The following is a 25,630-nucleotide window of genomic DNA, read 5'->3' as shown; positions in this document are numbered from 1 at the left end:
TCACTGCTAAGTGAATGGTCTTGAAAAACTTTTATAGAATTCTATGGTACTTAATTTAGAGCGAATTCTTTTAATAAAAATGATTAATTCTGGTAAAATCTGCGTAGTGCTTGTACGTCGAATTGACTGGGACCATAAATTATTCCATTTCTTCTACCATATTCTATAGTATTGATAAAAGGCTTGTAATCTTTTCTTCTTACCATATCATATTTTCCTCTTCCCAAATATCTAGAAGAATATAGCATAATTGATGACCAATCAAAAGGAGTTAAGTTATGAGAATGTTGAGCACTAATATTTGGTCCACCTACATATGCAACAATGTGCCTATTTCTATCTGACCTTTGATGTTCATGAACAAGACCCAAAGCATGCCCCAATTCATGAACCGCAACTGGTACATATGGGTCATAAGTTGTTAGAATTTGTTCTCCTCCTACCATTCCAAGATAGGAACTATCTCCGTTTCCTCGAACTACATGAATAAAATCACGATGAACAAAAGAGTTAAACTCTACAAAACGGACACCTAAACGCTCAGCCCATATTCCAGCAGCTTTAATAATACTATTTCGATTTCTTCTAGGAACATTTGGATGAATTCGAATAGGGATTACACCATTGGTCCAAGGTCTAATTCTAATGGCTATTGCCCCTTTGGCTGTATGCACTGGTTTGTTGGTAATCGTTATGCTTTTTGGCAATATTATATCTCCATTGATTACATGTTCTCCATGATCATTAGTTTGGTAATGAATTTTATTTGTGCCTATATATCCTTCTTTATATTGTATTTCGGGTGGTAATGGACTTGTATCCAGATTAGTAATAACTAAATCCTCTGGATTTACGTTTTCATAATTTATAGAGGAATAATCAAGATCTGTATATTCTAATGTTTTTATTATCGTTCCTTCTGCGATGATTTCATCATTATTGGTACATGATGTAGCAATTAAGGTAGTTATCACAAGTGTGATTATTAAAAATCTATTGTTTGATTTCATTTTTATTTTAGTTAGGTATTATGAGTTATAAATGTTTTAAAAAAGAGTTTGCTTTCAAAATTAGTAGTAACACATTCCTTTTTAAGTGGAGTGTTCTGAGTTTCTAATTTATATAGAGAAGTAGAGTTTTTGGATACATTCTTATTTTATGGATGTATCAATAATGTTGTTTAAAGGATGTTATTTAGGCTTCCTTATTTAATAATATTAGCATACTAAACTCCTTTTATAAACTACAATGGATAATCACAAAGATGGTGTATAAATTATTTTTTTCCTGAGATGGAATCAAAATCTATTTTGTATAAAAAGGAGTTTAGCAAGCCTATATCTTATCATCGTTTTATGATTGATATTGTAATTGTTCTTAATATAAATTTCAATCGAAAAACAGAAAGGTAAATGTGCTTTTAGTAAAGCCTATGATTAAGCCTAATAAGGTTTATCAAGCTTTAGTCTAAAAGAATACTCCCTTCAGATAAAACATGTTTGAAATCATAAATTGGATAATCGTACCTAAGCGTTAATCCCGGAATGTCAAACAATCCAGCCTTAGCATAGACACCTATACTAGCTTTGATACCACCGAACCAATCTATCTGTGCAACACCATTAGTATTGGCACTGATACTTCCATCAGTATATAAACCAGCACCTCCTTTGATTCCAGCCCCTATCGAGCCATAAAAAGCAGATTCAAAACCTGCATTAACTACTAATGAGGCGTTAAAGTTTGCAGTTGCAGTAATAGGTTTGAATTTGATTTCGGAAACATCTAAATCATGAATCACATTCCAGTTATCATTCTTGTAATGCATTCCTTTACGAACTGTCATGGTTCCTACAACACCTGCTGATATGCTAGCACTAACATTTCCAGATGCATCTAAGCTTACCTTTATAGTATGAGTAACAACTATGGGAACCCATCCCGCCCAAATCGTAGTAGGAGGAAGGTTTAAATTTGCAATGGGAATTGACTGACTAAATAAACTATGATTAGCGGACCATATCAAATCCAAATTTGTTTGGTTTTTAAAAGTTACTACATTTTTAAACTCATTTAGATGACCAAAAAAAACGTCTAATTTAAGATCTAGCGAAGGTTGTATTGTTACATTTCCTCGAGCCTTTATTTGATCGTACGTAGTTGAATGATTACCATCAGCATCATAGATCACTCTATCAAGACTAATGCTAAATGTACCTAATGAAATATCTTTTTTAGTCCTATCCGATATTAGGCTATATTCTATTAAATCTCCATTAGCAGTTTTACTTTTAAAATTCTGATCGTAATTATCATAATTATAAATATGCTGATATTCTACATGAGGTGTTAATTCATTCAGTTCTGCTGATTCTGTACCTACAATAATCTTATCGTCAGTATGGGTAATGTCAACTATTTTTCTTAGAAAGCCTTCTGGGGCTTTACTAATTTGACCAGAAACGATATATTCTAGTTTACTAAAATCGATGTCAGTATCCTTTTTAAATTCTATTGTATTCTCACTAATGTTTACTATTGAATTCGATAAGGGGTCATCATCTTTAAAGATTAAAGACACTTCTTTTTTATCTTGTTGTTCTTTTGGGGACAAATCAGTAGCATTTTCATCAATGCTATCTGTTGTACATGAAAGTATTCCTATACTTATTAGTACATAAAGAAATTTTTTTTTCATAATTCAAGGGGGGTTAATTAAAAAAAATGTGATTACCCAATCTTATCTCGAAAGTTAGGGGTATTCTTTAATCTGCTGAATTAAAGAATGGTAACAATTTGTTTTTATTAAGACTAATTCTAAATAATAAATAAATATGAGATAAGAAATAGAGATATAAATATATTTGTTAACTGGATTTATGGCAAATAATATCTGCAAACAACGTGATTTTTACTACAAATAACATGTTTCATTTTGTTAAACGACAAATTATACTACTAAAGATTTAAAATTTCTTATGAAGCAGTTGTACTTTTTCTCTTTTACTAATCTAAAGACTAAAAATGAAGAAAAATTAGTTTTAAATTGTCGTATATGGTAAGGCGTTTAAAAAAAAATAGCATGATACTATAGTGTTATGAAAAAATTAACAATGCAATTTGTTAGAGAAAAAAATAACAGGATGTAATGAATACAAAAATGAATGTATGAAACACAATAACCTTTTTGTACTACAGAAAGGTTATTATGGGATTATCTTAAGAACAATCAATTGATTAATTTGTGGAAAAAATGCTTTAAAATTATTATCGGAGATCACTACGATTGTTCTGCTTCCATCTTTTAGTTTAGGACCAAATGTAATTCCTTCAATATTATCTATGTTTGTTAATTGATTTCTAATAGTATCAAAATCAAAAAGTAAAGTCTTTTTTGCCGAAACGTAATTAGCTTCTATAAGTGAGTCCACAGAAAGGGTATTGGTTGCATTGGTAGCATCTACTTTATATATCTTAACGGTATTACCTCCATCAAGATGGCCAGAAGAGAAAGAACGCTCTAAGGTCAAAAACATATTTGTATCATATTCTAGTATTTCTACCAAACCGTTTACAGCAAAAGTAGTTCCTAATAAAGGCTCACGCGCTACCGGATCAAGTTCATATGCAAATTGTCGTTCGGCTAAGCCAGAGGTTTTGTTAATAAAAGTAATGCGCACAGGTGATTGCGTATCTGTAGTCGTTGGTTCAGGACCATCTTCGATAAGAGGGAGCTCAAAAGATATCCAATATCCCTTTTGTTCAAAACCTAATGATAAACCCTCTAGGGTTCCATTGTTTCGAGGTCCAGATGTATCATCAATAGTATTGGCTTTAAAATTATCAGGCAATGTAAACTTTTTTATTTGAGTACCTGTTAGTGAAACTTCAAACAAAGCAGGATCGATACCATTGCTTACGGGACCTTCACTAGTGTATAAAATGGTACCGGTTCTATTGTCTAATCGTATAGCCTCGGGATCAACAATGTTTTGTGTTAATGGAGATCCAGATTCATCTTTAATCTCTATCATTTTAGTAATATCAACATTCATAAAAGCATCTTTATCATAAGTGATGTCTGCTTCATAATACCGTATAGGAGGTGTAGAGGTATCACAAATGATGTACCACTTACCATTTTGATAATCAATACCAGAGAAGCCACCAATTGGCACACCGCCTATTTCTTGATCTGGGATTATATATTCATCAATATATTCTAAAGAACTAATTGTGCTTTGCTCATTAACAGGTGTAGTAGGAGTTGGGTCAGTATCTATATTCGTTTCTGAGTCATTATTAGTTGATGAACAACTACAAAAAACCAAAACAAAAAGAAAGAAATTTTTAAGCATCTGTATCATGATGATTCTCATTTATTGATAAAGATATTGATTTGAATTGAAATTTTGATCTTATCAACACACAAATGAACGTTGAGTAATAATGGTAAATCCATAACGATAAACAAGTTTTTTCCTCTCTATTTTAAAGGTGTAACCTCTTGATAATCATAGTGTTATTTTGTAAATTAGAGTTATGTAATATTCTAGTGAAATACTAGGATTTACCTTTGGCTTACTCTATTTGTGATATAAAAAAATGAATGAATATAGATTGTAGATTATGAATATATATGCTACAACTAGTTGTGAAAATATTTTTTTTAACCAATTTAAATACAAATCATCATGAAAACTATTTTATGTAGTGTAGTCTTTTGCTTTATGATAAGTTTGGGCTTCTCACAATTTCAACACACATTTGGTACTGAAAAATCAGAAGTTGGTAGATCTTTAACTCAACTCAGAGATGTAGAGAGTGGATATTTAATCGCAGGTTATACCTCCAAAAATTATTTTGGAAGTCTTGAAGCTACACTTGTGAAGACCGACCTTGCTGGTAACCAAGTTTGGTCTCGGGTATATGGAGGACAAGATTATGAGTATTTTAATTCTGTAAGACAATCTAATTATTATAGTCCTAATAATAAAGTTGCTTATGTTGCGGCAGGGATTACCAGAAGTTATGGTTTTGGAGGAGGAGATGCGTACCTCCTAGGAGTAGATGTTAATGGTGTTCCAGTTTTTTCTACAGTATATGGTCGTAATCAATATGATATAGCTCATTGCGTACAGAATAACAAAGATGTAACAGGAAAACCAGGATATATTCTGGTAGGAGAAACAAGAAGTTACACGGCTTTTCCAGGAACAAATATACATGTAGTAAAGACAGATATTCAAGGAAACCTTGTTAAAGCAACTGTTATCGGTGGACATGGTGATCAGCGAGGTATGTGGATAGAACAAACCAAAGATGGAGGATATATTATTGCGGGCTCTACAACTAATTATTGGTGTGGTGCAAGTACAGCATTGGCAAATCCACCGACAGATCTTTTTGTGATTAAATTGAAACCAGACCTTACCATGGAGTGGAACAGGATTTTTGGGTATCCAAAGGATTTGGATCCTACTATGGGGTATAGAAATGTAGCTACCTGTGTGAAGCAAAATAGACAAGGAAATTATGTGCTTACAGGATATACCAATAGTTTTGGGATCAATAATTCACATGATGCCTTTTTATTATTTCTCGATGGAGGTGGTAATTTTTTAGGAATGAAAACATATGGAACAGAAAGAACAGAGTTAGGAGCTAGTTTAGAAGAGACTTTTGATTCTAATGGAAACTCTATGTATACAGTTGTCGGGCAACAAGCGATCTCTACACGTAAAGCAATAATGTTTCAAACAGACGCAGGAGGGACTTTGTTATGGGCGCGCCAATATGGAAAAAATGGTCAAGAAGGAGGGCTAGAAATGGTAACCGATAAGTATAATAATGGTTTTGCCTTTACAGGTTACACCACTTCATTAGGAGCAGGAGCAACAGACATTTATTTGGTAGAAACTACAGATACAGGTAAAACAGGAACTATCTGTGAGTTAAAAATAGATTTAAAAGAAATAAAACAAGAACCTTGTGTTACCAAAAGTGCGCAGCAGATTTTTGTGGATGAATATAGAAGGATTGATAGCCCGGTGAAGAGAATAGAATATCCTGTAGACTTCTGCGGAAAAGGAGCTGGTTTTAAAGCAGAAGATATTAAAATGCCTGAAAAAGATTTTGGCGTAGCGTTGTTTCCTAATCCGGTAAATAACCTTCTTACCCTTAATATTGGAAAAACATCTTCAGTAACTCAAGTTGAGGTTTTTGATATGCAAGGAAAGATGGTAATGCATAATATAGATGTAGACCAAAAAGGAACCGTGGTTCTGTCGACAGAAGCTTTAAGTCCAGGAGTATACATTGCTAAAATAAAAATGGAAAACGGTAAAATCAATATGATAAAATTCCTAAAAAAATAGTAAGATTCATTTGTGTAATTTGATTATTGGAATTGGGCTGCCTCAAATATTTTAATATTGAGGTAGCTCAGTTTTTATAAGTTAATAAAAGAAACACTATGTGCGGCGGCAATGGCTGCTGTTTCTGTTCGTAATCTGTTATTTCCTAATGTGATTGGGATATATCCATAAGATAAGGCCAATTCTATTTCTTTTGTAGAAAAATCCCCTTCAGGACCTATAAGGATAGTGACGTTTGATTCGGGGATTACTATATCTTTTAACGTTTTTTTTTGCTTCTTTTCACAATGTGCTATAAGTAATTGTCCCTCGGGTTGTTTCTTTATAAAATCAACAAAGGAAATTACTGGATTTAGCTTAGGTAAATAACATTGCAAGGATTGCTTCATAGCACTTTGCAATATACGTTCAAAGCGTTCTGGTTTGATAACTTTTCTTTCACTATGATCACAAATAACTGGAGTAATTGTATCTATACCAATCTCGGTAGCCTTTTCTAAGAACCATTCATAGCGATCATTCATTTTGGTCGGAGCTACCACAAGATGTAATTTGTGTGTTCTTTGAGGTTGTTTTTTACAATCTTCAATTTTAACAAAGCATTGAGATGGACTAGAAAAAGTAATACAAGCGGTAAATAAATATCCTAATCCGTTGGTAATGTGTAGAATATCTCCTTCTTTTTTTCTTAATACCTTATTGATATGTTTGCTTTCTTCCCTCGAAAATTTTAATTCGGTATCAGATTCTGTTAGCGTATTGTTATAAAATAGTTGCATTTTTTCCTTCCAGATATTAAAATTTTTGTTTTAGCCTTATTTGCTTTTTTATCAGAATTTTATTCTTGCTTTAGCAACAACATTCATATCTGTAAAATCTTTGTTCAGATATTTCAAGTAGCCTACAATCCCTATCATAGCAGCATTGTCGGTGGTATATTCAAATTTAGGGATAAATGTTTTCCATCCATATTTGTACTCACCATCTTTTAGCGCTTTTCTGATACCAGAATTAGCAGAAACCCCACCACCAATAGCAATGCTGTTAATACCAGTTTGTTTCGAAGCTTTTTTTAATTTGTCAATAAGAATATTGATAATGGTATATTGAAGAGAGGCGCAAATGTCATTAAGATTCTCTTCTATGAAATTAGGATTTTCTTTTATCTTCTTTTGAACAAAATATAATACCGCAGTTTTAAGACCACTAAAACTAAAGTTTAGTTCGCCAACTTTAGGTTTAGGGAATTGAAAAGCTTTTGGATCACCAGCTTGAGCATATTTATCAATCAATGGTCCGCCAGGGTATGGTAATCCAAATATTTTAGCACTTTTATCAAAGGCCTCACCAACAGCATCATCAATTGTTTCTCCAATGACTTCCATATCAAAGTGACTATTTACTTTAACAATCTGTGTATGTCCTCCACTTATAGTCATAGCTAAAAATGGAAAATTAGGAATATCGGATTCGTCTTCTTCAATAAAATGAGCTAAGATATGGGCTTGCATATGATTAACATCAATTAGTGGGATGTCTAAGGCAAGAGCTAATGATTTAGCAAAAGAAGTTCCTACTAATAATGATCCCATTAAACCAGGCCCTCTGGTAAAAGCGATAGCGTGCAAATCTTCTTTTTTAATATTTGCTTGTTTGATAGCTTGATCAATTACAGGAACTATATTTTGTTGGTGTGCTCTGGACGCTAATTCGGGAACGACACCACCATACAATTCGTGTATTTTTTGAGATGCAACAACATTGGATAAAACCTGTCCATTACATAACACAGCGGCAGAAGTATCATCGCATGAGGATTCAATACCTAGAATGTATATTTTTTGTGGATTCATTATGAGGAAAAGGGCATAGAAATTGTTAATATTGTCAACAAAGTTAAAACAATAAAACATATCAGGAAATTTAGGAAAATATTATGGAGGATATTTCTTGTCCTTTTGTCACTAGTTGCATTCTTGTTTGTGGTGTTTTCTATTCCTGCAGTTCAAACATATATAGCCAAAAAAGTAACAAATAACCTTAATGAAACCTATGGTGTTGATATCCATATTGAAAAAATAGGATTGACCTATGCCGGCAATGTTGGTATCAAACAGGTTTTGATAAAGGATCATCACCGGGATACTTTGATATATGCAGGTAACATAAAAACTTCTATTCTTGGTATTTCTAAGATTGCTAAAGGGAAACCAGAATTGGGACAGGTGACTATAGAGGATCTTAATTTTAAAATGAAAATCTATAAAGAAGAGACCAGTGATAATCTGATGACATTTGTTAGAAAATTTAATACTGGAAAAAAAACTTCTTCTAATGATGAGTTCGTGTTATCCACCAAAAATATTGGAATCATAAGGGGGAAGTACAGTTTTACGAATGAAAATTTAAACAACCCAAAGGCAGTTGACTATAGTGATATAACTCTTGATGCTGAAAGTCTTTTGGTTGATGGAGGTGATGTATATATAAATATAGACGCATTATCATTTAAAGATTTTAGAGGATTAAATGTTTCGAATCTACAAACTTGTTTCTCGATAACTCCTAATAGTATGTACCTTCAGGAGCTTGTTATAGAAACCAAAGATTCTAGAATTGAAAGTGAGATACTATTTTCTTACGCCGTGGGAGGACTTGAAGATTTTGAGAATAAAGTAAATATTAAGGCAGATTTTTATAATGCTACCGTTTCTACAAATGATTTGATTCCTTTTTATAGAGAGTTTGGAGAAAATCAAAGGTTACAACTAAAGAATACTTCTGTAATTGGGACATTAAACGATTTTAAGGTAATTAATGCAGATATTTTTGGTTTGGATCGGTCTCTTGTAAAAGGAGATATCAGAATTAAAAATGCCGTATCTAATGTTTCAGAATTTGAATTAGAAGGAGATTTTGAAAACTTAACAAGTAATTATTATGACCTGGTTAACCTATTACCTAATGTACTAGGAAATTCTTTGCCAAGACAATTATATCAATTCGGAAGTGTACGAGGAACTGGTAATGCAATTGTTACCCGAGAAGCAGTCGATATCGATATGGATCTGTCTTCTCAATTAGGCAAAATTAACGCCTTTGTATTACTAGAAAATTTAAATGATGACCGAAATGCAACATATAATGGAAATGTAATTTCTAATAACTTTAATATTGGTCAATTAATAGGTAAGAAATCAATAGGAAATGCTTCTTTTGATATCCATGTAGATGGAAGTGGGTTTACATTGGAGAGCCTAGATACAAAGATCGAAGGTGATATAAGTAAATTAGAATTTAATGAATATACATATACAAATCTAAAAGCAATAGGGAATCTTAAAGAGCGAGTATTTGATGGGAAGCTGAATTCTGATGATCCTAATATAAGATTTGAATTTAATGGAGTTGCTGATCTGTCAGAAGAAATACATAATTATAATTTTGTTGCTTATGTTGATCATATGGATCTTCACCAACTTAACTTATTTACAAGAGACGAAGTTTCTGTTTTTAATGGAGATGTATATATGAATATGAAAGGTACTGGGATTAATGATGCCTTTGGAACCATTTCTTTTGAGAAAACCTTATATGCTAACGGGGATGCAGGATACTATTTTGAAGATTTTGACATAACCTCAAGTTTTGACCAAAATAACATACGAACAATCACTATTAATAGTACTGATATTGTAGAAGGAAGTGTAAAAGGAATTTTTAGATTCGAAAATGTTTATGATTTGTTTAGAAACTCTATAGGAAGTTTATATGCTAATTTTGAAGCTACAGAAATTACGGATGATGAGTTTATGGAGTTTGATTTTAATATTTATAATAAAATTGTCGACGTATTCTTTCCAGAAATAGAATTCGCTCCCAATACTATTATAAAAGGAAGAGTAGAGAGTAATGAATCAGAGTTTAAGCTTACTTTTAAGTCTCCCTCTATCAAGGCGTTTGATAATTTTATGGAAGATGTCGATGTTCAGATCGACAATAAAAACCCATTATTTAATACCTATATAGCCATTGATAGTATTGATTCTAAGTTTTATGATGTTTCTGAATTTAGCTTAATCAATGTTACCTTGAAGGATACTTTGTTTATGCACTCAGAATTTAAAGGAGGAAAAAACAATAAGGATAATTTTAATCTCGAATTTTATCATACCATAAATCAGGATAATAATTCTGTAGTTGGTTTGCGAAAATCAGATTTTACCTATAAAGGATATACTTGGTATGCCAATAAAGACAAAAGAAAAGATAACAATAAAATTATCTTTGATAATGATTTTAAAAGTATAGATATAAGGTCAATAATCCTTAGCTATATGGATGAAGAAATAAAGGTCAATGGTATTACAGAAGGGAATGATTATAAGAATCTAAAAGCTACCTTTGAGAATGTTGATCTTAATAAGATTACTCCCAATATTGATAGTTTGAATTTTAATGGTAGAATAGATGGGGATTTATCTGTTCTTCAAGAAAATGGTAATTATTTTCCTAGTTCTCGAATTATTATTAAAGATTTGGGGATTAATAAAACACCTTTGGGAGAGTTAAGAGTTAATGTTGCCGGAAACGCTGACCTTACAGAATATAATATTAATACTCGACTGATTAACAATGAAAAACATAAAACGTTATCGACAATAGGAATTATTAATGTTTCAAAAGATAATTCTTCTATTGATGTGGATCTAGAGTTAGATGAATTTGATATTTCGGAGTTTAGTCCCCTAGCAGCTGGGGTTTTTTCAGATATAAGAGGATATGTTTCGGGAAAAGCTAGAATTTCTGGGAGTTATAAAAACCCCTCGATTGATGGTGTTCTTAATTTGGATAAGGCTGGTCTTATGGTGCCATATCTTAATGTAGATCTTGATTTTGATAATAACTCCAGAGTAATTTTACAAAATCAGAGCTTTAATTTTGACAATATCAATATCACTGATACAAAATATATGACAAAAGGGGTGCTCGGGGGATATATAAGACATCATCGTTTTTCTAAATGGGAACTCGGCTTAGAACTATTAGCTAGTGATAGATTATTGGTTTTAGATACACAAGAAGATGAAGAATCTTTATATTATGGTACAGGGTTTATTAGTGGGGAGGCAACTATTAAAGGGTTAACTGATGAATTAGTAATAGAAGTAAATGCTACTACAGAAAAAGGAACAGTGTTTAAAATACCACTTAATGAACTAGAAACCATTGGTGATAACTCGTATATACATTTTCTAAGTCCAGAAGAAAAACGCGCTAGATTAGAAGGAAAAGAAATTGTACTTGACGATATAAAGGGATTAGAGTTGAAATTTGATTTGGATGTTAATGATAATGCTGAGGTAGAGATTGTTGTTGATAAAAATACAGGTAGTTCATTAAAAGGGCGTGGAGCTGGGACTCTACTTATAGAAATCAATACTAATGGAAAATTTAATATGTGGGGGGATTTTGTGGCATACCAAGGAACATATAATTTTAGATATGGAGCATTTGTAGAGAAATTATTTACCGTAAGAGATGGTGGAACAATTAACTGGGACGGAAGCCCAACCAGAGCAGTTTTGGATCTTAGTGCTGTATATAAAACTGAAGCTAACCCAGCTATATTGTTGGAGAATTCCTCAATAAATCGAAAAATACCTATAGAAGTAGTTATAGATCTACAGGGAGAATTAATTCAACCAGATGTTAATTTTAATATAGAGTTTCCTAACTTGAGTTCTGTAATAAAAAGCGAATTGGATTATATATTGAGTGATCAATCTAATAAGGAGCTACAAGCGCTTTCTTTGGTTTCTTCAGGGCAATTTTATAACGGAACTTTTGATGCTAATGCACTTACAGGTGGTTTGGTTGCAGAAAGAGCATCTAGCTTGTTTAATGGAATATTTTCTGACGAAGATGATAAGTTTCAAGTGGGATTAAATTATGTGCAAGGAGTGCGCTCTTTGGATCAAGAAGATGCCGACCAATTTGGTTTGACACTCTCTACCCAGATTAGTAATCGTATTCTTATTAATGGCAGGGTAGGAGTTCCGATAGGAGGAGTTAATGAATCTAATGTCGTTGGAGATGTAGAGGTAGAATATCTTTTTAATAAAGATGGATCCTTGAGAGGTAAAATTTTTAATAGAGAAAATACAATTCAATTTGTCGGTACAGGAAATCAAGGATATGAACAAGGAATAGGATTGTCTTACTCAGTAGATTTTGATAATTTTAATGAACTTTGGACAAAGATTTTCAAAAATAAAAAGGCAAAAGATTCTATTCCTAAGCCAAAGGATACTACCAAAATTGATACTCCAAGTTTTATTAACTTTACCAATAAGAAGGAGTAATTTTTATACTATATAAAACATTAAATGGCCAAAGAAATTAGAACAATTGGTGTCATGACCTCAGGAGGTGATGCACCTGGTATGAATGCTGCCATAAGAGCAGTTGCAAGAGCTTGTGCATACTATAATGTAAAATGTATTGGTTTTTATAGAGGCTATCAAGGAATGATCGAAGGAGATTATTGCACGATGACTGCCCGTAGTGTTCGTAATATTATTAGTAAGGGCGGAACCATACTTAAATCTGCAAGATCTGCAGATTTTAGGACAGTAGAAGGTAGAAAAAAGGCGGCGGCTAACCTTAAAGAAGCTGGGGTAGATGCTATGGTGTTAATCGGGGGTGATGGAACCTTTAGAGGAGGTAAAGTTTTTAGTGATGAATTTGATATTCCTGTTATAGGAGTTCCTGGAACTATTGATAATGATATTTCCGGTACTAATTTTACTATAGGTTATGATACTGCTTTAAATACTGTAGTAGATGCTATTGATAAAATTAGAGATACTGCCAGTTCGCATAATAGACTTTTTTTTATTGAAGTCATGGGGAGAGATGCTGGATTTATAGCTTTAAATAGTGGAGTTGGAGCAGGAGCAGAAGAGATTCTTATTCCAGAAGAAGATCTCGGACTCGATCGACTATTAGAATCCCTAAAACGTAGTAAACGCTCAGGAAAATCTTCTAGTATAGTCGTTGTTAGTGAAGGTGATAAAATAGGAAAAAATGTATATGAACTAGCCGATTATGTGACAGAGAATTTACCAGATTATGATGTGAGGGTTACTGTTTTAGGGCACATGCAAAGAGGAGGAACTCCTTCATGTTTTGATAGAACATTAGCAAGTAGGCTATGTGTAAAAGCTGTAGAGTTACTTCTGGATGGTGAAAAAAATGTAATGGTGGGAATAGTAAACAATAGAATTACCTTTACAAGTTTTGATAAAGATTTTAAAGAAGCACATGAAATTAACAAGGAACTATTACGAATTTCAGATATTCTTTCTACTTAAGCCCACTAAATTATTGAAAACTAACAAACTTGTAAACGCACACATATGATAATAGCAATAATAGCACATGATGGCAAGAAGGCAGAGATGGTTCAGTTTCTTAATGAACATAACCAATTACTTCACTCAAAAAATATAAAACTAATCTCCACTGGCACCACTGGTGAAAAGGCAAAAAGAGCAGGCTTTGAAGTAGAAGCGCTATTATCAGGACCATTAGGAGGAGATGCACAAATAGCTGCAGCGGTAGCAGAGAAAAAAGTAGATATGGTTATCTTTTTTAGAGACCCTTTGGCAAAGCATCCTCATGAGCCTGATATTTTTATGTTAATGAGACTCTGTGATGTTTATGATGTACCTCTTGCTACTAACCCAGCGACAGCAGAGTTATTGCTTAAAGGATTGTAGAACATAATTATTTGTTTACGTTTTTTACTCTTTGAACCGAATCATTTTTGGAAAGAGAAAGCCTTACAATACTATCTTCAGATGCAACTAGATTATGACTGATATTTGGGTCTAATGATATAATATCGCCTTTTTTTAAGATATGTGTAACATTATTAACTCCAAAACCTATTTCGCCTTCAAAAATCTCAACTGTTATAGGAAACATAGTCTTATGCTCTTTCATTTCTTGCCCTTTTTTAAAGACTATTCTAATCTCTTTCGTGGCATCGTTTTCTATTAATTTTGTTATTACCGGTTTTTTATCTCCGTATGTAAGGTCTTTAGATAATGAGGTTAATTGCATGATTTTCTATTTTTAAGTTATTACAAAATTAAGTGTTGTTTTCTTTTTGTTTTATGAGTTAAATCATAAAGCAAAATAAACATGTGATAGTAGCTTGCCAATTAAAATTTGTAAAATGTACAGCATATTTGTTATCGATTCTATTGGAGTTCAGCATGTCTTAGAGTTTAAAAAATTTGAGTATCCAACATTGATAGAGTTACTAGTAGAAAGACTATTTGACGATATTGGGGATTGTAAAGGGAGAGGATTGTGTGGGACATGTCATATTCGGATAAAATCATCAACTATTCTAAGTCATCATCCTACAGAATTAGAGTTAGAAACGTTGAAAAGCCAGCTAGATAATTACCCCGATAGTAGATTAGCTTGTCAAGTTCTTTTGAATGAAGATCTTGATAAGATGCAGATAGAAATCATAGGAGGAGATTAATTATTTAGACTCGATTTAGATAACATGATCTGAATCATAAAATATGGAGTTATTGTCATAGTAGTTTTGCTTCTAAAATTTATAGAAATCAAAACTAGAACAATGAAAAAAATATGGATAGGGTTTATTACGGTAATAGTGCTTTCGTTTGCAGCACTGATTTGGGTAGGAGTCAAAATCTACCAAGAAAAGCCTCCAATACCCGAAAAAGTATTGGTCACAGGAACAGATGAAGTAATATTTACAAAAGAAAATATTCAAAGAGGACAAAACGTTTGGGAATCAATAGGAGGAATGGAAGTAGGATCAATATGGGGGCACGGAAGTTATGTTGCTCCTGATTGGTCAGCTGACTGGATTCATAAAGAAGCAGTGTTTTTATTAGAAAAATGGGCGTTATCCTATGACAAGAAATATGAAGATTTATCAGTAGAAAATAAAGGACTGTTAAAAGGTCGTTTAGTAGATCAGATTAAAACCAATACTTACAATACAACAACAAAAAACATATTGATTTCTGAAGATAGAAAGGAAGCTATTTTTTCTAATTCTGGATATTATAAAGGCATATTTTCAAAAGGGCATGAGAAATATGCAATACCTAAAGATATGCTCGTTGATGAATCAAAACTTAATGATCTAAACGCTTTTCTTTTTTGGGCTTCATGGGCAGCTTCAACCAATAGGATAGGTGATACTATTACATATACCTCTAATTGGCCACACGAACCGCTGATAGACAATAATATCACCGTAGATGCTCAAATATGGTCTGGTTTTTCTATTATTTTACTTTTACTATTTATTTCTGTTATGGTGTGGTATCATATTAGAAGTAGTCATAGTGAAAATGATAATGATCAAATTCCGGAGACTAACCCTTTGAAAAAAATCAAACTATTTCCTTCTCAAAAAGCAACATTAAAGTACTTTTTTGTTATTAGTCTTTTGATAGCTTTACAGGTAGTTCTTGGTATCGTTACTGTTCATTATAGTGTAGAGGGGCAGGCATTTTTTGGATTCGAATTATCCAAATACCTTCCCTATTCTATAAGTAGAACCTGGCATACTCAACTAGCTATTTTTTGGATTGCAGCGGCATGGTTATCGACAGGTTTGTTTATAGCGCCATTAGTCAGTAATAAAGAATTGAAATTCCAGAAATTTGGAATCAATTTTTTGTTTATCGCTGTATTAATTGTAGTTCTCGGGTCTATGGTAGGAGAATGGTTAGGCGTAAAGCAATATCTGGAGTTGACAACTAACTTCTTCTTTGGTCATCAAGGATACGAGTATATGGATTTGGGTAGGTTTTGGCAAATTTTATTGGCGGTAGGTTTAGTGTTATGGGTATTTCTAGTCGGAAGGCATATTATGATAGGTATTAGACGAAAAGATAATACAAGAAACCTACTAATTTTATTTTTGATTTCGGTTATTGCTATTGGATCATTTTTCTTTTCAGGATTAATGTATGGAGAAAACTCATCTTTGTCTGTAATAAACTACTGGAGATGGTGGCTAGTTCACTTATGGGTAGAAGGTTTTTTTGAGGTTTTTGCCACGGTAGTTATTGCTTTCCTATTTACAAAGATGAAACTGATTAAAGGTAAAACAGCAGGTAGAGTAACCGTTCTGTCCGCTATCATTTTTCTCTCTGGAGGGATAATAGGAACATTACATCATCTCTATTTTTCAGGTACACCTGTTCATGCTATAGCTTTGGGAGCAACATTTAGTGCATTAGAGGTGGTGCCATTAACATTAATTGGATATGAGATATGGGAAAATTGGAGTTTATTAAAAGCAAAAAAATGGGTAAAAGAGTACAAATGGCCTATTTATTTCTTTCTAGCAGTTTCCTTCTGGAATATGTTAGGAGCCGGCGTATTTGGTTTTCTGATAAATCCTCCTATTGCTTTGTACTATATCCAGGGGTTAAATACAACTGCGGTACATGCACATACTGCAATGTTTGGAGTTTACGGTATACTTGGTATGGGGTTAATACTTTTCTGTTTAAGAATGATATCAAAAACTGTTTGGAGCGATAAAATATTGAAAATTTCGTTCTGGTCTTTAAATATAGGCTTAATGGCTATGGTTGTATTTAGTTTATTACCACAAGGTATCATACAAGCTTTGGCCTCTATTAAACATGGGTATTGGTATGCAAGAAGTTCAGAGTTATTGTATTCTCCAATATTTCAGGTAATTAAATGGTTACGTATTATAGGAGACGTAATTTTTTCTGTAGGGATCGGATATTTTTGCTGGTTTACTATTAAAGAAACCTTAAAGTGTTTTGCTAAGGATGATAAGTAGTTTAAAAAGATCGATTAGGAATTAAAATTATCTATTGATGAAAACAGTATATAACTATAGCTTTGTTTTAGTATTTATTTGGATTGGATTTGTATTGGCAATAAGCTTTATGGAAGCACCATTAAAATTTAGGGCACCTTCCGTAACAACCGCGATTGGAGTAGAAATTGGAATAATAGTATTTAATATGCTTAACAAAATTGAAGTTGTTTTTAGTGTGTTTTTATTGAGTCATATAAGATATGTTCAAAAAACAGATTTTAAACTTTTTGTTGGCTTGCTTATTCTTTTTGCGATCGTTGGGTTTCAATCTATTTATCTATTACCTATTTTGGATGGTTACGCAGAACTTGTCATAAATGGAAATTCTTCACCATCAAATACAGAACATCGTATGTATGTGTTTTTAGAAGTTATTAAATTGTTTTTATTGTTTTATATAGGGTATAAGCAAGTGATGTTTTATAGAAAAGAACTTATTAAACTATAATAATAGATTTTGATTAAATACGAAAAGAAACTAAAGAGATAGAAAATGACTACTTTTCGTAACAGTCATAAAAACGGGATAAATATTTATTTTTTGTCCCGTTTTGTTTTAAACCTACGGATTGGATTTAAAACTTTGTTAATCAGGTTTTTGTGTTGTTTTTAAACAGGTCGACTTTTATAAAAACCGACTTGCTTTTCTTGCTTTTGATTGATCGATACTATTACATTTGACTAAATGAAAAAGTGTAATGTAAATAATTGTGGGAATTTTAAAAAAGGAAACTTCATAACTGCTAGCGTATTTAATAAACTTGAAAAAAGGGTCGTACATTCTACAGAATTAATAAAGCACGTAAATAACTAACTCCTTTCATATTTGCTATTAGACAATGACTATTAGAGCTCCTCATTCTTTAATCTATATTTAGTTATGAATAGTGTTATCAGACAAATAGAACTTATAGAACGAATGGATCAACTTATTCGTTTACAGGCCACAGGTACACCAGAAGATTTTGCGTATAGATTAAGAATTTCTAAAACCAAATTATATCGTATCCTTAATATAATGAAAGAATTGAATGCTCCATTAAAATATGATTTTACGCTTCAAAGTTTTGTTTATGCAGAAGAGGTGGGGTTTCGGTTTGGGTTCTATTCAAAGAGTATTAGTGTAGTTAGTTGAATAAGCTTTTAACTTCAAAAAAACGGAAAGGATCTGAAAAAATTAACAATTCCAAATATCAGAGAAATTTGGTTAACTAGTTTGATTATTCAATTAGCTATGCGTGCATAATAAAATTAGTTGGTGTACTGATTAGTAAAAAGTTATTTTTTGTTTCAAAACAAAAAAATATTGTTATCAAAATTAAGGTTGTATTAAATAAGAAACCTCCCATGATTTTTGCATAGTCGTTAGTGTAATTTCGTAGTGAACAATCGTAAACCAACTAAACAAAAATTACATGAAATTCTTCTTACAAAAATTTATAGTATTCATTTTTATGACTCAATGTTTTTATGCCCAAGATATAGGAACTAGATTAACCAAAATAGAACACGGAAATACAAAAGGGGTAATTGAAAATTATTTTGATACAAATCTAGCTCCTTTTTATCACGGTGTTGCTTCTGGCGACCCTTTAGAAGATTCGGTAATTATTTGGACAAGAGTGACAGCTAATGTAACTTCTGTATTGGTAGACTGGCAAGTAGCTACTGATGCAGCAATGACACAAACTGTAAAACAAGGTCAGGTGATTACAAATCAGGATAAAGATTATACGGTTAAGGTAGACGTAAAAGAATTGAGTCCCTTTAAGACATATTATTATCAGTTTGAAGCCTTGGGTGTAAAGTCAATTATTGGTAAAACAAGAACCGCTCCAGCAAAAAATACAATTGTAGATAATTTACGTTTTGCCGTGGTCTCATGTTCTAATTATCAAAATGGATATTTTAATACCTATAATCAAATAGCTGAACGTAACGATATAGACGCAGTGATTCATTTGGGAGATTATATTTACGAATATGAGTCTGGGGGATATGGATATAATGATGAAATAGGACGTGGACACCTTCCAGAAAATGAAATTATAACATTAGATGATTATCGAGTGCGTTATTCGTATTATCGATTAGATCCTATGCTCCGTAATGTACATCAAAAACATCCTTTTATTAACATTTGGGATGATCACGAATTTGCAAATGATGCTAATAAATTTGGAGCAGAAAATCATAATCCAGAAACAGAAGGTAGTTGGGAAGTTAGAAAAAGCAATGCATATAAAGCTTATTTTGAATGGATGCCAGTACGAGCAAATACAATCGAACAATATCGATTATATAGGACTATTTCTTACGGCAAGCTTATGGATCTTATTATGTTAGACACTAGGATAGAAGGTAGAGAAACTCAAATTAGTACATCTAAAAACTTAATTAGTGCGGCTTCTTCTAATGAAGAGTTTAAGAAATATGCAAAAAACACGATAGCGAAGAAAAATCTGGAGAGTAAGACTGATGTTAAGGAAATACTAGCTAAAGTGTTGCCAATGATACTTTTGGTGTCTGATAAAAGTAATAAAAATCAGAATGGGTTATCAAAAAAAGAATTTAATACGGTCGTTAATAGTTTTACAGACCTAATCGTAGAGAAGAAAACTACTAACTCAAATAGCAAACAGATATTAGAATTAGAAACTCTATTAAAAAAAGGAATTGTATATAACAAGCAGTTTAATAGTAAAGAAAATAAAGCTACGTATAAATCAATATTAGGGTCAGAACAATTTAATTGGCTAAAAGATCAATTGTCTAATTCTGATGCAAAATGGAGAATAATAGGCAATCAGGTAATGGTAATGCCCTGGAATGGGGTACCATCTAATGATGCTTGGGATGGATACGCAGAGGAAAGAGAGCGACTACTAGAGTATATAAAAACAAACTCAATAAATAATGTTGTTGTACTTACAGGAGATATACATAGTACTTTCGTTGGAGAAGTAAAATATAAAGGAGAGTGCGAAATGTGCGAATTTGTTGTTCCAAGTATAACTTCGCAAAATTTGGATTTTCTAGGTGGATTTGCTGCTGGTGTATCAGAATTTTACATCAAGTTGTTAAATAAACATATCAAGGATGTAGATATGGATAACCACGGATATTTTATTTTGGATGTAAGAGAGGATAAAGTGCAGGCAGACTGGTTTGATATTGATGATATAACAAAGCCTGTGTTGGGTGAACGAAGATCTAGAAGTTGGTACGTGAATACTGATAATTGTACAGTAAGAAAAACTTCTGTTGCTGCAGTAGCTCAAACAAGAGATGTTAATCAAGAATTATTAAATACTAAAAATCCTAAAACTATAATTTCCGAAGAAGGTTTGATTATTATTGGAGTATATCCAAATCCAATGGAGAATGAAGGTAATATTCATTATTTGGTTAATAAAAATACAAAGGTATTAGTTTCACTCTACGATTTGAGTGGAAAGATGATTCAGAGATTAGAAAATAGACAAATGGAAAAGGGGATTTATAATCTTGCTTTTGATGCTAGTAGTACAAAAAAAGGCAATTACATTGTTGTTATAGAAACAAGCGACTTAAAGGTAAGCAGAAAAATTAGTATCAAATAATGAATAGAGACTTTTAAAAGAAAAAAGTCTGAGTTATCCAATAAGAAGACTCAGACTTTTTTGTATTATATGAATAAGTTATTGTACTGCAATAACCGATATCTCTACATTCACAAATTTCGGGAGAGCAGCGACAGCAACCGTTTCTCTGGCAGGAGCTGTATTATCATCAAAATAATTACCATAGATGGCATTTACTTCAGTAAAATTATTCATATCACTTAAAAAAATGGTAGTTTTAATCACATTCTCAAAAGTCATCCCAGCTTCATTAAGAACAGCTTTAAGATTTTGCATAACTAGCTCTGTTTCTGTTTTTATATCATCTAGAATAAGATCACCAGTTTCTGGATGTATTGCAATTTGCCCAGAGGTATACAGCATATTTCCCGTTAAAACAGCTTGATTATATGGTCCTATTGGAGCAGGAGCTTTGGTGGTAGTAACAATTTTTTTCATGTGAAGAAGAATTTATTAGTTAATTTTATTTCTTGTAAAAATAAACACTTAGTCCAAAATTTTATAATATATCTATTAGAGTTGTCTATCTGGTTCTCTTCTCTTGTCCCATTTAATATCACTAAGTACTGATGACTTAATACCTATAAAGAAATTCCAAGAAGTCCTATCACTAAAAGGTATCCAATTAAAGTTCATAACCCAACTTTCTAAATCTCTTTGAAATCTTAAGTTGGTATAAGTAAATCCAGGATTCTTAAGATCATACCCAGATGAAACTCCAACAGACCATCTCGGGGCAAGCTCTACATCACCAGAAAACATAATCGAATGTGATGATATTTCATTTTGCCTGGCACTATTGTTATAATTTACATTGTATGATAGTCTAAGGGACCAAGGGATTTTGTAATTATAATGTTTTACATCCTTATCGTCTTTACTTTCCTTAGTCTTATCGTAGGACTGGGCATTTCCAAAATCAGTGTTTCCGCCGAATAGATTATCTGGTCTACCTTCGTTTCTAAAGTTTTGATTTTCGTAAGGATCTTCATTAGTTTTTCCTTTCTCAAAATCTTTACTAGAGAAAGAATATCCAAAATTGGCACTAGCTCTTGTTAATCTAAACAAGCTACCCCCGTTTTCAATATTCCATACATCGATCTTACGGTTATTGTTATCCAAAGCATAAGGGTCTAAGGTGGCATTAAAATTTATATCAAGCTTATTCTGGATTATAGGAACATTTCCTGTAATTGATAATGGGCTTAATTGCAATGAATCTCCGGCAATATTATAAGCTGTGCTAAAATTAAGATTATTAAGTAAGGTAACTTTTCGGGGTTTTGTATCCGTACTATCTTTACTTTTTACCTTCATTTCTACATTATTACTAAGAGAAAAGCCAATACTACTTGAAAATACATTACTCGGAGCGCCATAGAATCCTCCCTCGAATCTAGAATACTCTACATCTTCAGTTTCATCAACATCAGGAGTTGAAGGATCATCATTTTCTTTTCTATAAGTGTCATAAAACTGATCAAAAGCAGGATTAATGCTATAACTAATAGAAGGTCTCATTGTATGTCGGATAGCTTCTATTTTCTTCCCTTTCTTAAAAGGAAAAGTACCATAAATTGTAGTTCCTAAACTTGCAGAAAAGTTATACGTTCGAAAAGAATCAAAACCTTGTATAGTATCTTTTACAACTTCTCCGGCACCATTATTAGCACTAGCATCATAACTTTGTTCTATGGTCTCAAAAACCCAATTCTCTTGAAAATTTGTTCCGGCTGTGGCACTTAGGTATTTAAATATTTTAAAATTGGTGCTTATTGGTATTGTGTGTCGCATTCCAACTCTCGCATCATTAAACATTTTGGGTTTAAATAGTAGGCTATCAACAGTAGTAATATCATTTTCACCACTAAAATTATATTGCGTATTTATGTTTTGGATAATTCCCTTTTTGACCCCTACTTTGGGAGCAAAAGGAAATACTCTGGATACGCTAGCACTTACAACCGGGAGTTTTAAGTTTACAACCTCAGTATTGGTATTAGAATTATGCGAAGCAGCAACATTAACATTAACTTGTGGATCTCCCTGAAATGTTTTGGAGTAGGATATAGATGAACTCAATTGATTGTTCAAAAAGTTTCCGGTATTAAGTTGATTTGTGGACTGCTGAAAATAATCACTACTACCAAAATTAACTGAAGCCGAAAATCTTGAATTGGGATTAGCTTTAGCATCTTGGTTATGTGACCATTGAATATTATATGTTGTTGATTTAGAAAAATCGGGAAAGCCTCTTTCACTTTGCAAATTATTTTCATACCTAAATCTCAAATTGCCTCTAAACTTATAACGTTTTGCATATGCCGATTCTGTAGCAAGGGTATAACTACCATTAGTATAGTAATCCCCGGTTATAGTAAGATCAATGTAATCACTAATTGCAAAATAGTACCCTCCGTTTTGTAAAAAATAGCCTCTATTATTCTCTTCACCAGGACTAGGAAGTATAAAACCAGAGGTTCTGTCTTCTGTTAGAGGAAAATAACCGAAAGGTAAACCTAATGGAGTAGGTACATCAGCAATAAACATGTTTACCAGACCTGTTACAATTTTCTTTTTAGGAACAAATTTGATTCTACGGGCATAAAAATAGTACTCAGGGTCTTCTATGTTTTCCGAAGTGGTAAACTTTACATTTTTCATGTAAACAACCGAGTCGTTTTCACGTTTAGAAATCTCATTCTTGATTTTGAACCCATTTTGCTCAGTTCTAGAGTTATAAATTAGGGCTTTTTCTGTATCAAAGTTAAAACGAATAGAATCTGGTTCTACTATATTTTGTCCTTGTTTAAAAACAGGGGTCTGAATATATTCTCCTAAAGAATCTTTGATTCCATAAGCATATACTTCATTTTTATTATTATCTACTACAATATAACCTGCATTAATTTGCATTTCACCATATACAATTTCGGCATCATCATAAAGATACATTTTGTTTTCTTTACGGCTTAATCGCATATAATCAATTGCTTTGTATACTACTTTATCAGTTAGTAGTTGTGATTCTGTAGCAAGGGTGTCTTGTTTTGTTGTATCCTGATTTTTTTCATTAAGTAATTCCTCCCTGTTTATCTCAATACCATTTTCAGTGTTGATAACCGTGTCTTGAGCCGCAGGAATGGGCACTTCTTTAGTTTTGTTTGTTTCTTGTGCACTAATTTGATAAATACAAAGCAGTGAAAAACTTAGTGAATAAAGTATGTAGCGTACCTTTGTTTGCAATGGTTTAAATCCTATTTTTGTATAAGTATGGCTTAGTTTTTGAAGTGCCAAAATTACATATATTTTTTATCCTTAGATTGTAATTAGTGAAAAAATAAAAAATTATGTCAATGACGGGTCTTCTAAGCTATATAAACATAGAAGATTTAAGTTTATTTTATAGATCACAATCTTTAGATTTTTAACTTGTTATATTAAAAACTGAAACATGAAGGGAATGTTTCAAGAATAGTAGTAAAATTATTTGTAATTGATGAAACGAAGTATAATACATATTGTTTTTTTAGTATTTTTTATTTTTATAATATTCTCTTTTAGACCTGTTGATGTCTTTAAGGAAAAAGAAAAATTTGTTGTCGTTTTAGATGCCGGACACGGAGGACATGATTCTGGAAATAGGGGTAACGGATATAGAGAAAAAGAAATTGCATTAAAAGTGGTATTGGCGGTTGGTAAAGCCTTAGAGAATGATGGGAGGTTTAAGGTAGTGTATACTCGAAAAACAGATGTGTTTATAGAGCTCCATGAAAGAGGAAGTATAGCGAATAAGGCAGGAGCAGATTTATTTGTCTCTGTTCATTGTAATTCGCACCGATCCCAAGCCTATGGAACAGAGACGTTTGTGTTGGGGCTGCATGCCAATGATGAAAACTTTAATGTAGCAAAAAATGAAAACTCTGTTATACTTTTAGAAGATAATTATCAAGCGAATTATGATGGATTTGATCCTAACTCCCCAGAGTCGATAATAGGATTGACTCTAATGCAAGAGGAGTATTTAGATCAAAGCCTTACTTTGGCAAGTTTTGTGCAAAACCGATTTAAAAAAAGTCTAGATAGGAAGAGTAGAGGAGTTAAACAAGCAGGTTTTGTAGTACTACACCAAACGTATATGCCTAGTGTTTTGATAGAGCTAGGTTTTCTGACAAATATTAATGAGGGAAAATATCTTAATTCTATAAAGGGGCAAGATGATATGGCAAAATCTATAACCAAATCGATAATAGATTATAAAGAAAGTTTGGATGCTATTTATCAAGTATATCAGCCCAAAGCTCCCGAAGTAACCAGAGTAACAGCTCATATGGAAGGAGATAAAGTGTATGACGATATAACATTTAAAGTGCAGATAGCTGCCGGAGCTGGTGATATAGAACTAAAACCTTTTAATTTTAGTGGGTTGGATCAACTATCTAAAATTAAGACCGGAGAATTGTATAAATATTACTATGGCAGTACATCTAATTATACTTTAATTCAAGAATTAAGAGAAATTGCCGTAGGCAAAGGATTTGACTCTAGCTTTATTGTTGCATTTCGCGATAATGAATCAATTCCATTAACAGAAGCATTAAAACCCAGCACATCTTCGAATTAATCTAAATAAATACTGATAATTCCTTATCAAATTATCAGTAGAAATCTATTTTTTATTCTAAATTTGTGTCCTAAAA

The 25,630-nt window shown here is 32.3% G+C and carries 18 protein-coding genes; 10 read left to right on the top strand and 8 right to left on the bottom strand.

Features of this window, described 5'->3' with window-relative positions:
• Positions 1-83: 83 nt before the first annotated feature.
• From C1X07_RS04410 to C1X07_RS04400, 3 genes are all read right to left on the bottom strand, one after another.
• Positions 84-1,010, bottom strand: a complete 927-nt coding sequence (locus C1X07_RS04410) for a M12 family metallopeptidase (protein WP_103068732.1) — start codon at positions 1,008-1,010, stop codon at positions 84-86.
• A gap of 452 nt (positions 1,011-1,462) precedes the next feature.
• Positions 1,463-2,698 (bottom strand): hypothetical protein, encoded by a 1,236-nt coding sequence (locus C1X07_RS04405; RefSeq protein ID WP_103068731.1) that lies wholly within the window; start codon positions 2,696-2,698, stop codon positions 1,463-1,465.
• A 508-nt stretch (positions 2,699-3,206) separates the two neighbouring features.
• Positions 3,207-4,367 (bottom strand): esterase-like activity of phytase family protein, encoded by a 1,161-nt coding sequence (locus tag C1X07_RS04400; RefSeq protein ID WP_206604209.1) that lies wholly within the window; start codon positions 4,365-4,367, stop codon positions 3,207-3,209.
• A gap of 327 nt (positions 4,368-4,694) precedes the next feature.
• Here C1X07_RS04400 and C1X07_RS04395 point away from each other — a divergent pair, with 327 nt between their 5' ends.
• The gene (locus tag C1X07_RS04395; protein WP_103068729.1) at positions 4,695-6,377 is read left to right on the top strand and encodes a T9SS type A sorting domain-containing protein; all 1,683 of its coding nucleotides are present in this window, start codon (positions 4,695-4,697) and stop codon (positions 6,375-6,377) included.
• A 74-nt stretch (positions 6,378-6,451) separates the two neighbouring features.
• Here C1X07_RS04395 and C1X07_RS04390 read toward each other — a convergent pair whose 3' ends face one another.
• Positions 6,452-7,156, bottom strand: coding sequence for a 16S rRNA (uracil(1498)-N(3))-methyltransferase (locus C1X07_RS04390; protein ID WP_103068728.1), 705 nt, complete (start codon positions 7,154-7,156; stop codon positions 6,452-6,454).
• Between the two features lie 51 nt (positions 7,157-7,207).
• Positions 7,208-8,230, bottom strand: a complete 1,023-nt coding sequence (gene tsaD / locus C1X07_RS04385) for a tRNA (adenosine(37)-N6)-threonylcarbamoyltransferase complex transferase subunit TsaD (RefSeq protein WP_103068727.1) — start codon at positions 8,228-8,230, stop codon at positions 7,208-7,210.
• A gap of 105 nt (positions 8,231-8,335) precedes the next feature.
• Here tsaD and C1X07_RS04380 point away from each other — a divergent pair, with 105 nt between their 5' ends.
• From C1X07_RS04380 to C1X07_RS04370, 3 genes are read left to right on the top strand one after another with little or no spacing between them, the layout of a single operon-like run.
• Positions 8,336-12,742: a translocation/assembly module TamB domain-containing protein gene (locus tag C1X07_RS04380; protein ID WP_241507184.1), complete on the top strand. Its 4,407-nt coding sequence runs from the start codon at positions 8,336-8,338 to the stop codon at positions 12,740-12,742.
• Positions 12,743-12,766: 24 nt separating this feature from the next.
• On the top strand, positions 12,767-13,753 hold the full coding sequence (gene pfkA, locus C1X07_RS04375; RefSeq protein WP_103068725.1) for a 6-phosphofructokinase: 987 nt from the start codon (positions 12,767-12,769) through the stop codon (positions 13,751-13,753).
• Between the two features lie 45 nt (positions 13,754-13,798).
• Positions 13,799-14,161 carry a methylglyoxal synthase gene (locus C1X07_RS04370; protein WP_103068724.1) on the top strand — a complete coding sequence of 121 codons (363 nt, stop codon included), beginning with the start codon at positions 13,799-13,801 and terminating at the stop codon, positions 14,159-14,161.
• A 7-nt stretch (positions 14,162-14,168) separates the two neighbouring features.
• On the opposite strand, the gene C1X07_RS04365 is transcribed toward C1X07_RS04370, so the two are convergent.
• Positions 14,169-14,507 carry a cupin domain-containing protein gene (locus C1X07_RS04365; RefSeq protein WP_103068723.1) on the bottom strand — a complete coding sequence of 113 codons (339 nt, stop codon included), beginning with the start codon at positions 14,505-14,507 and terminating at the stop codon, positions 14,169-14,171.
• A gap of 115 nt (positions 14,508-14,622) precedes the next feature.
• Between C1X07_RS04365 and C1X07_RS04360 the strand changes: the two genes are divergently transcribed.
• From C1X07_RS04360 to C1X07_RS04340, 5 genes are all read left to right on the top strand, one after another.
• The gene (locus C1X07_RS04360) at positions 14,623-14,940 is read left to right on the top strand and encodes a 2Fe-2S iron-sulfur cluster-binding protein (RefSeq protein ID WP_103068722.1); all 318 of its coding nucleotides are present in this window, start codon (positions 14,623-14,625) and stop codon (positions 14,938-14,940) included.
• Positions 14,941-15,042: 102 nt separating this feature from the next.
• Positions 15,043-17,265 carry a nitric-oxide reductase large subunit gene (locus tag C1X07_RS04355; RefSeq protein ID WP_103068721.1) on the top strand — a complete coding sequence of 741 codons (2,223 nt, stop codon included), beginning with the start codon at positions 15,043-15,045 and terminating at the stop codon, positions 17,263-17,265.
• A gap of 37 nt (positions 17,266-17,302) precedes the next feature.
• Positions 17,303-17,755 (top strand): hypothetical protein, encoded by a 453-nt coding sequence (locus C1X07_RS04350; RefSeq protein ID WP_103068720.1) that lies wholly within the window; start codon positions 17,303-17,305, stop codon positions 17,753-17,755.
• Between the two features lie 432 nt (positions 17,756-18,187).
• The gene (locus tag C1X07_RS04345) at positions 18,188-18,442 is read left to right on the top strand and encodes a hypothetical protein (RefSeq protein WP_103068719.1); all 255 of its coding nucleotides are present in this window, start codon (positions 18,188-18,190) and stop codon (positions 18,440-18,442) included.
• Positions 18,443-18,722: 280 nt separating this feature from the next.
• Complete coding sequence (locus C1X07_RS04340; protein WP_128755194.1) at positions 18,723-20,909, top strand: alkaline phosphatase D family protein; 2,187 nt, start codon at positions 18,723-18,725, stop codon at positions 20,907-20,909.
• A gap of 78 nt (positions 20,910-20,987) precedes the next feature.
• Here C1X07_RS04340 and C1X07_RS04335 read toward each other — a convergent pair whose 3' ends face one another.
• Together C1X07_RS04335 and C1X07_RS04330 are read right to left on the bottom strand one after the other, a co-directional pair.
• Positions 20,988-21,368, bottom strand: a complete 381-nt coding sequence (locus tag C1X07_RS04335; protein ID WP_103068717.1) for a RidA family protein — start codon at positions 21,366-21,368, stop codon at positions 20,988-20,990.
• Between the two features lie 75 nt (positions 21,369-21,443).
• Positions 21,444-24,227 (bottom strand): putative LPS assembly protein LptD, encoded by a 2,784-nt coding sequence (locus C1X07_RS04330; protein ID WP_103068716.1) that lies wholly within the window; start codon positions 24,225-24,227, stop codon positions 21,444-21,446.
• Between the two features lie 202 nt (positions 24,228-24,429).
• Between C1X07_RS04330 and C1X07_RS04325 the strand changes: the two genes are divergently transcribed.
• Positions 24,430-25,554 carry an N-acetylmuramoyl-L-alanine amidase family protein gene (locus C1X07_RS04325; protein WP_103068715.1) on the top strand — a complete coding sequence of 375 codons (1,125 nt, stop codon included), beginning with the start codon at positions 24,430-24,432 and terminating at the stop codon, positions 25,552-25,554.
• The last annotated feature ends 76 nt before the right edge of the window (positions 25,555-25,630 follow it).

The organism is Aquimarina sediminis (assembly GCF_002895435.1).
GTDB classification, from domain to species: Bacteria; Bacteroidota; Bacteroidia; order Flavobacteriales; family Flavobacteriaceae; genus Aquimarina; species Aquimarina sediminis.
The sequence above is the reverse complement of the archived record's forward strand: the minus strand, read 5'-3'. Positions and strand labels throughout refer to the sequence as shown.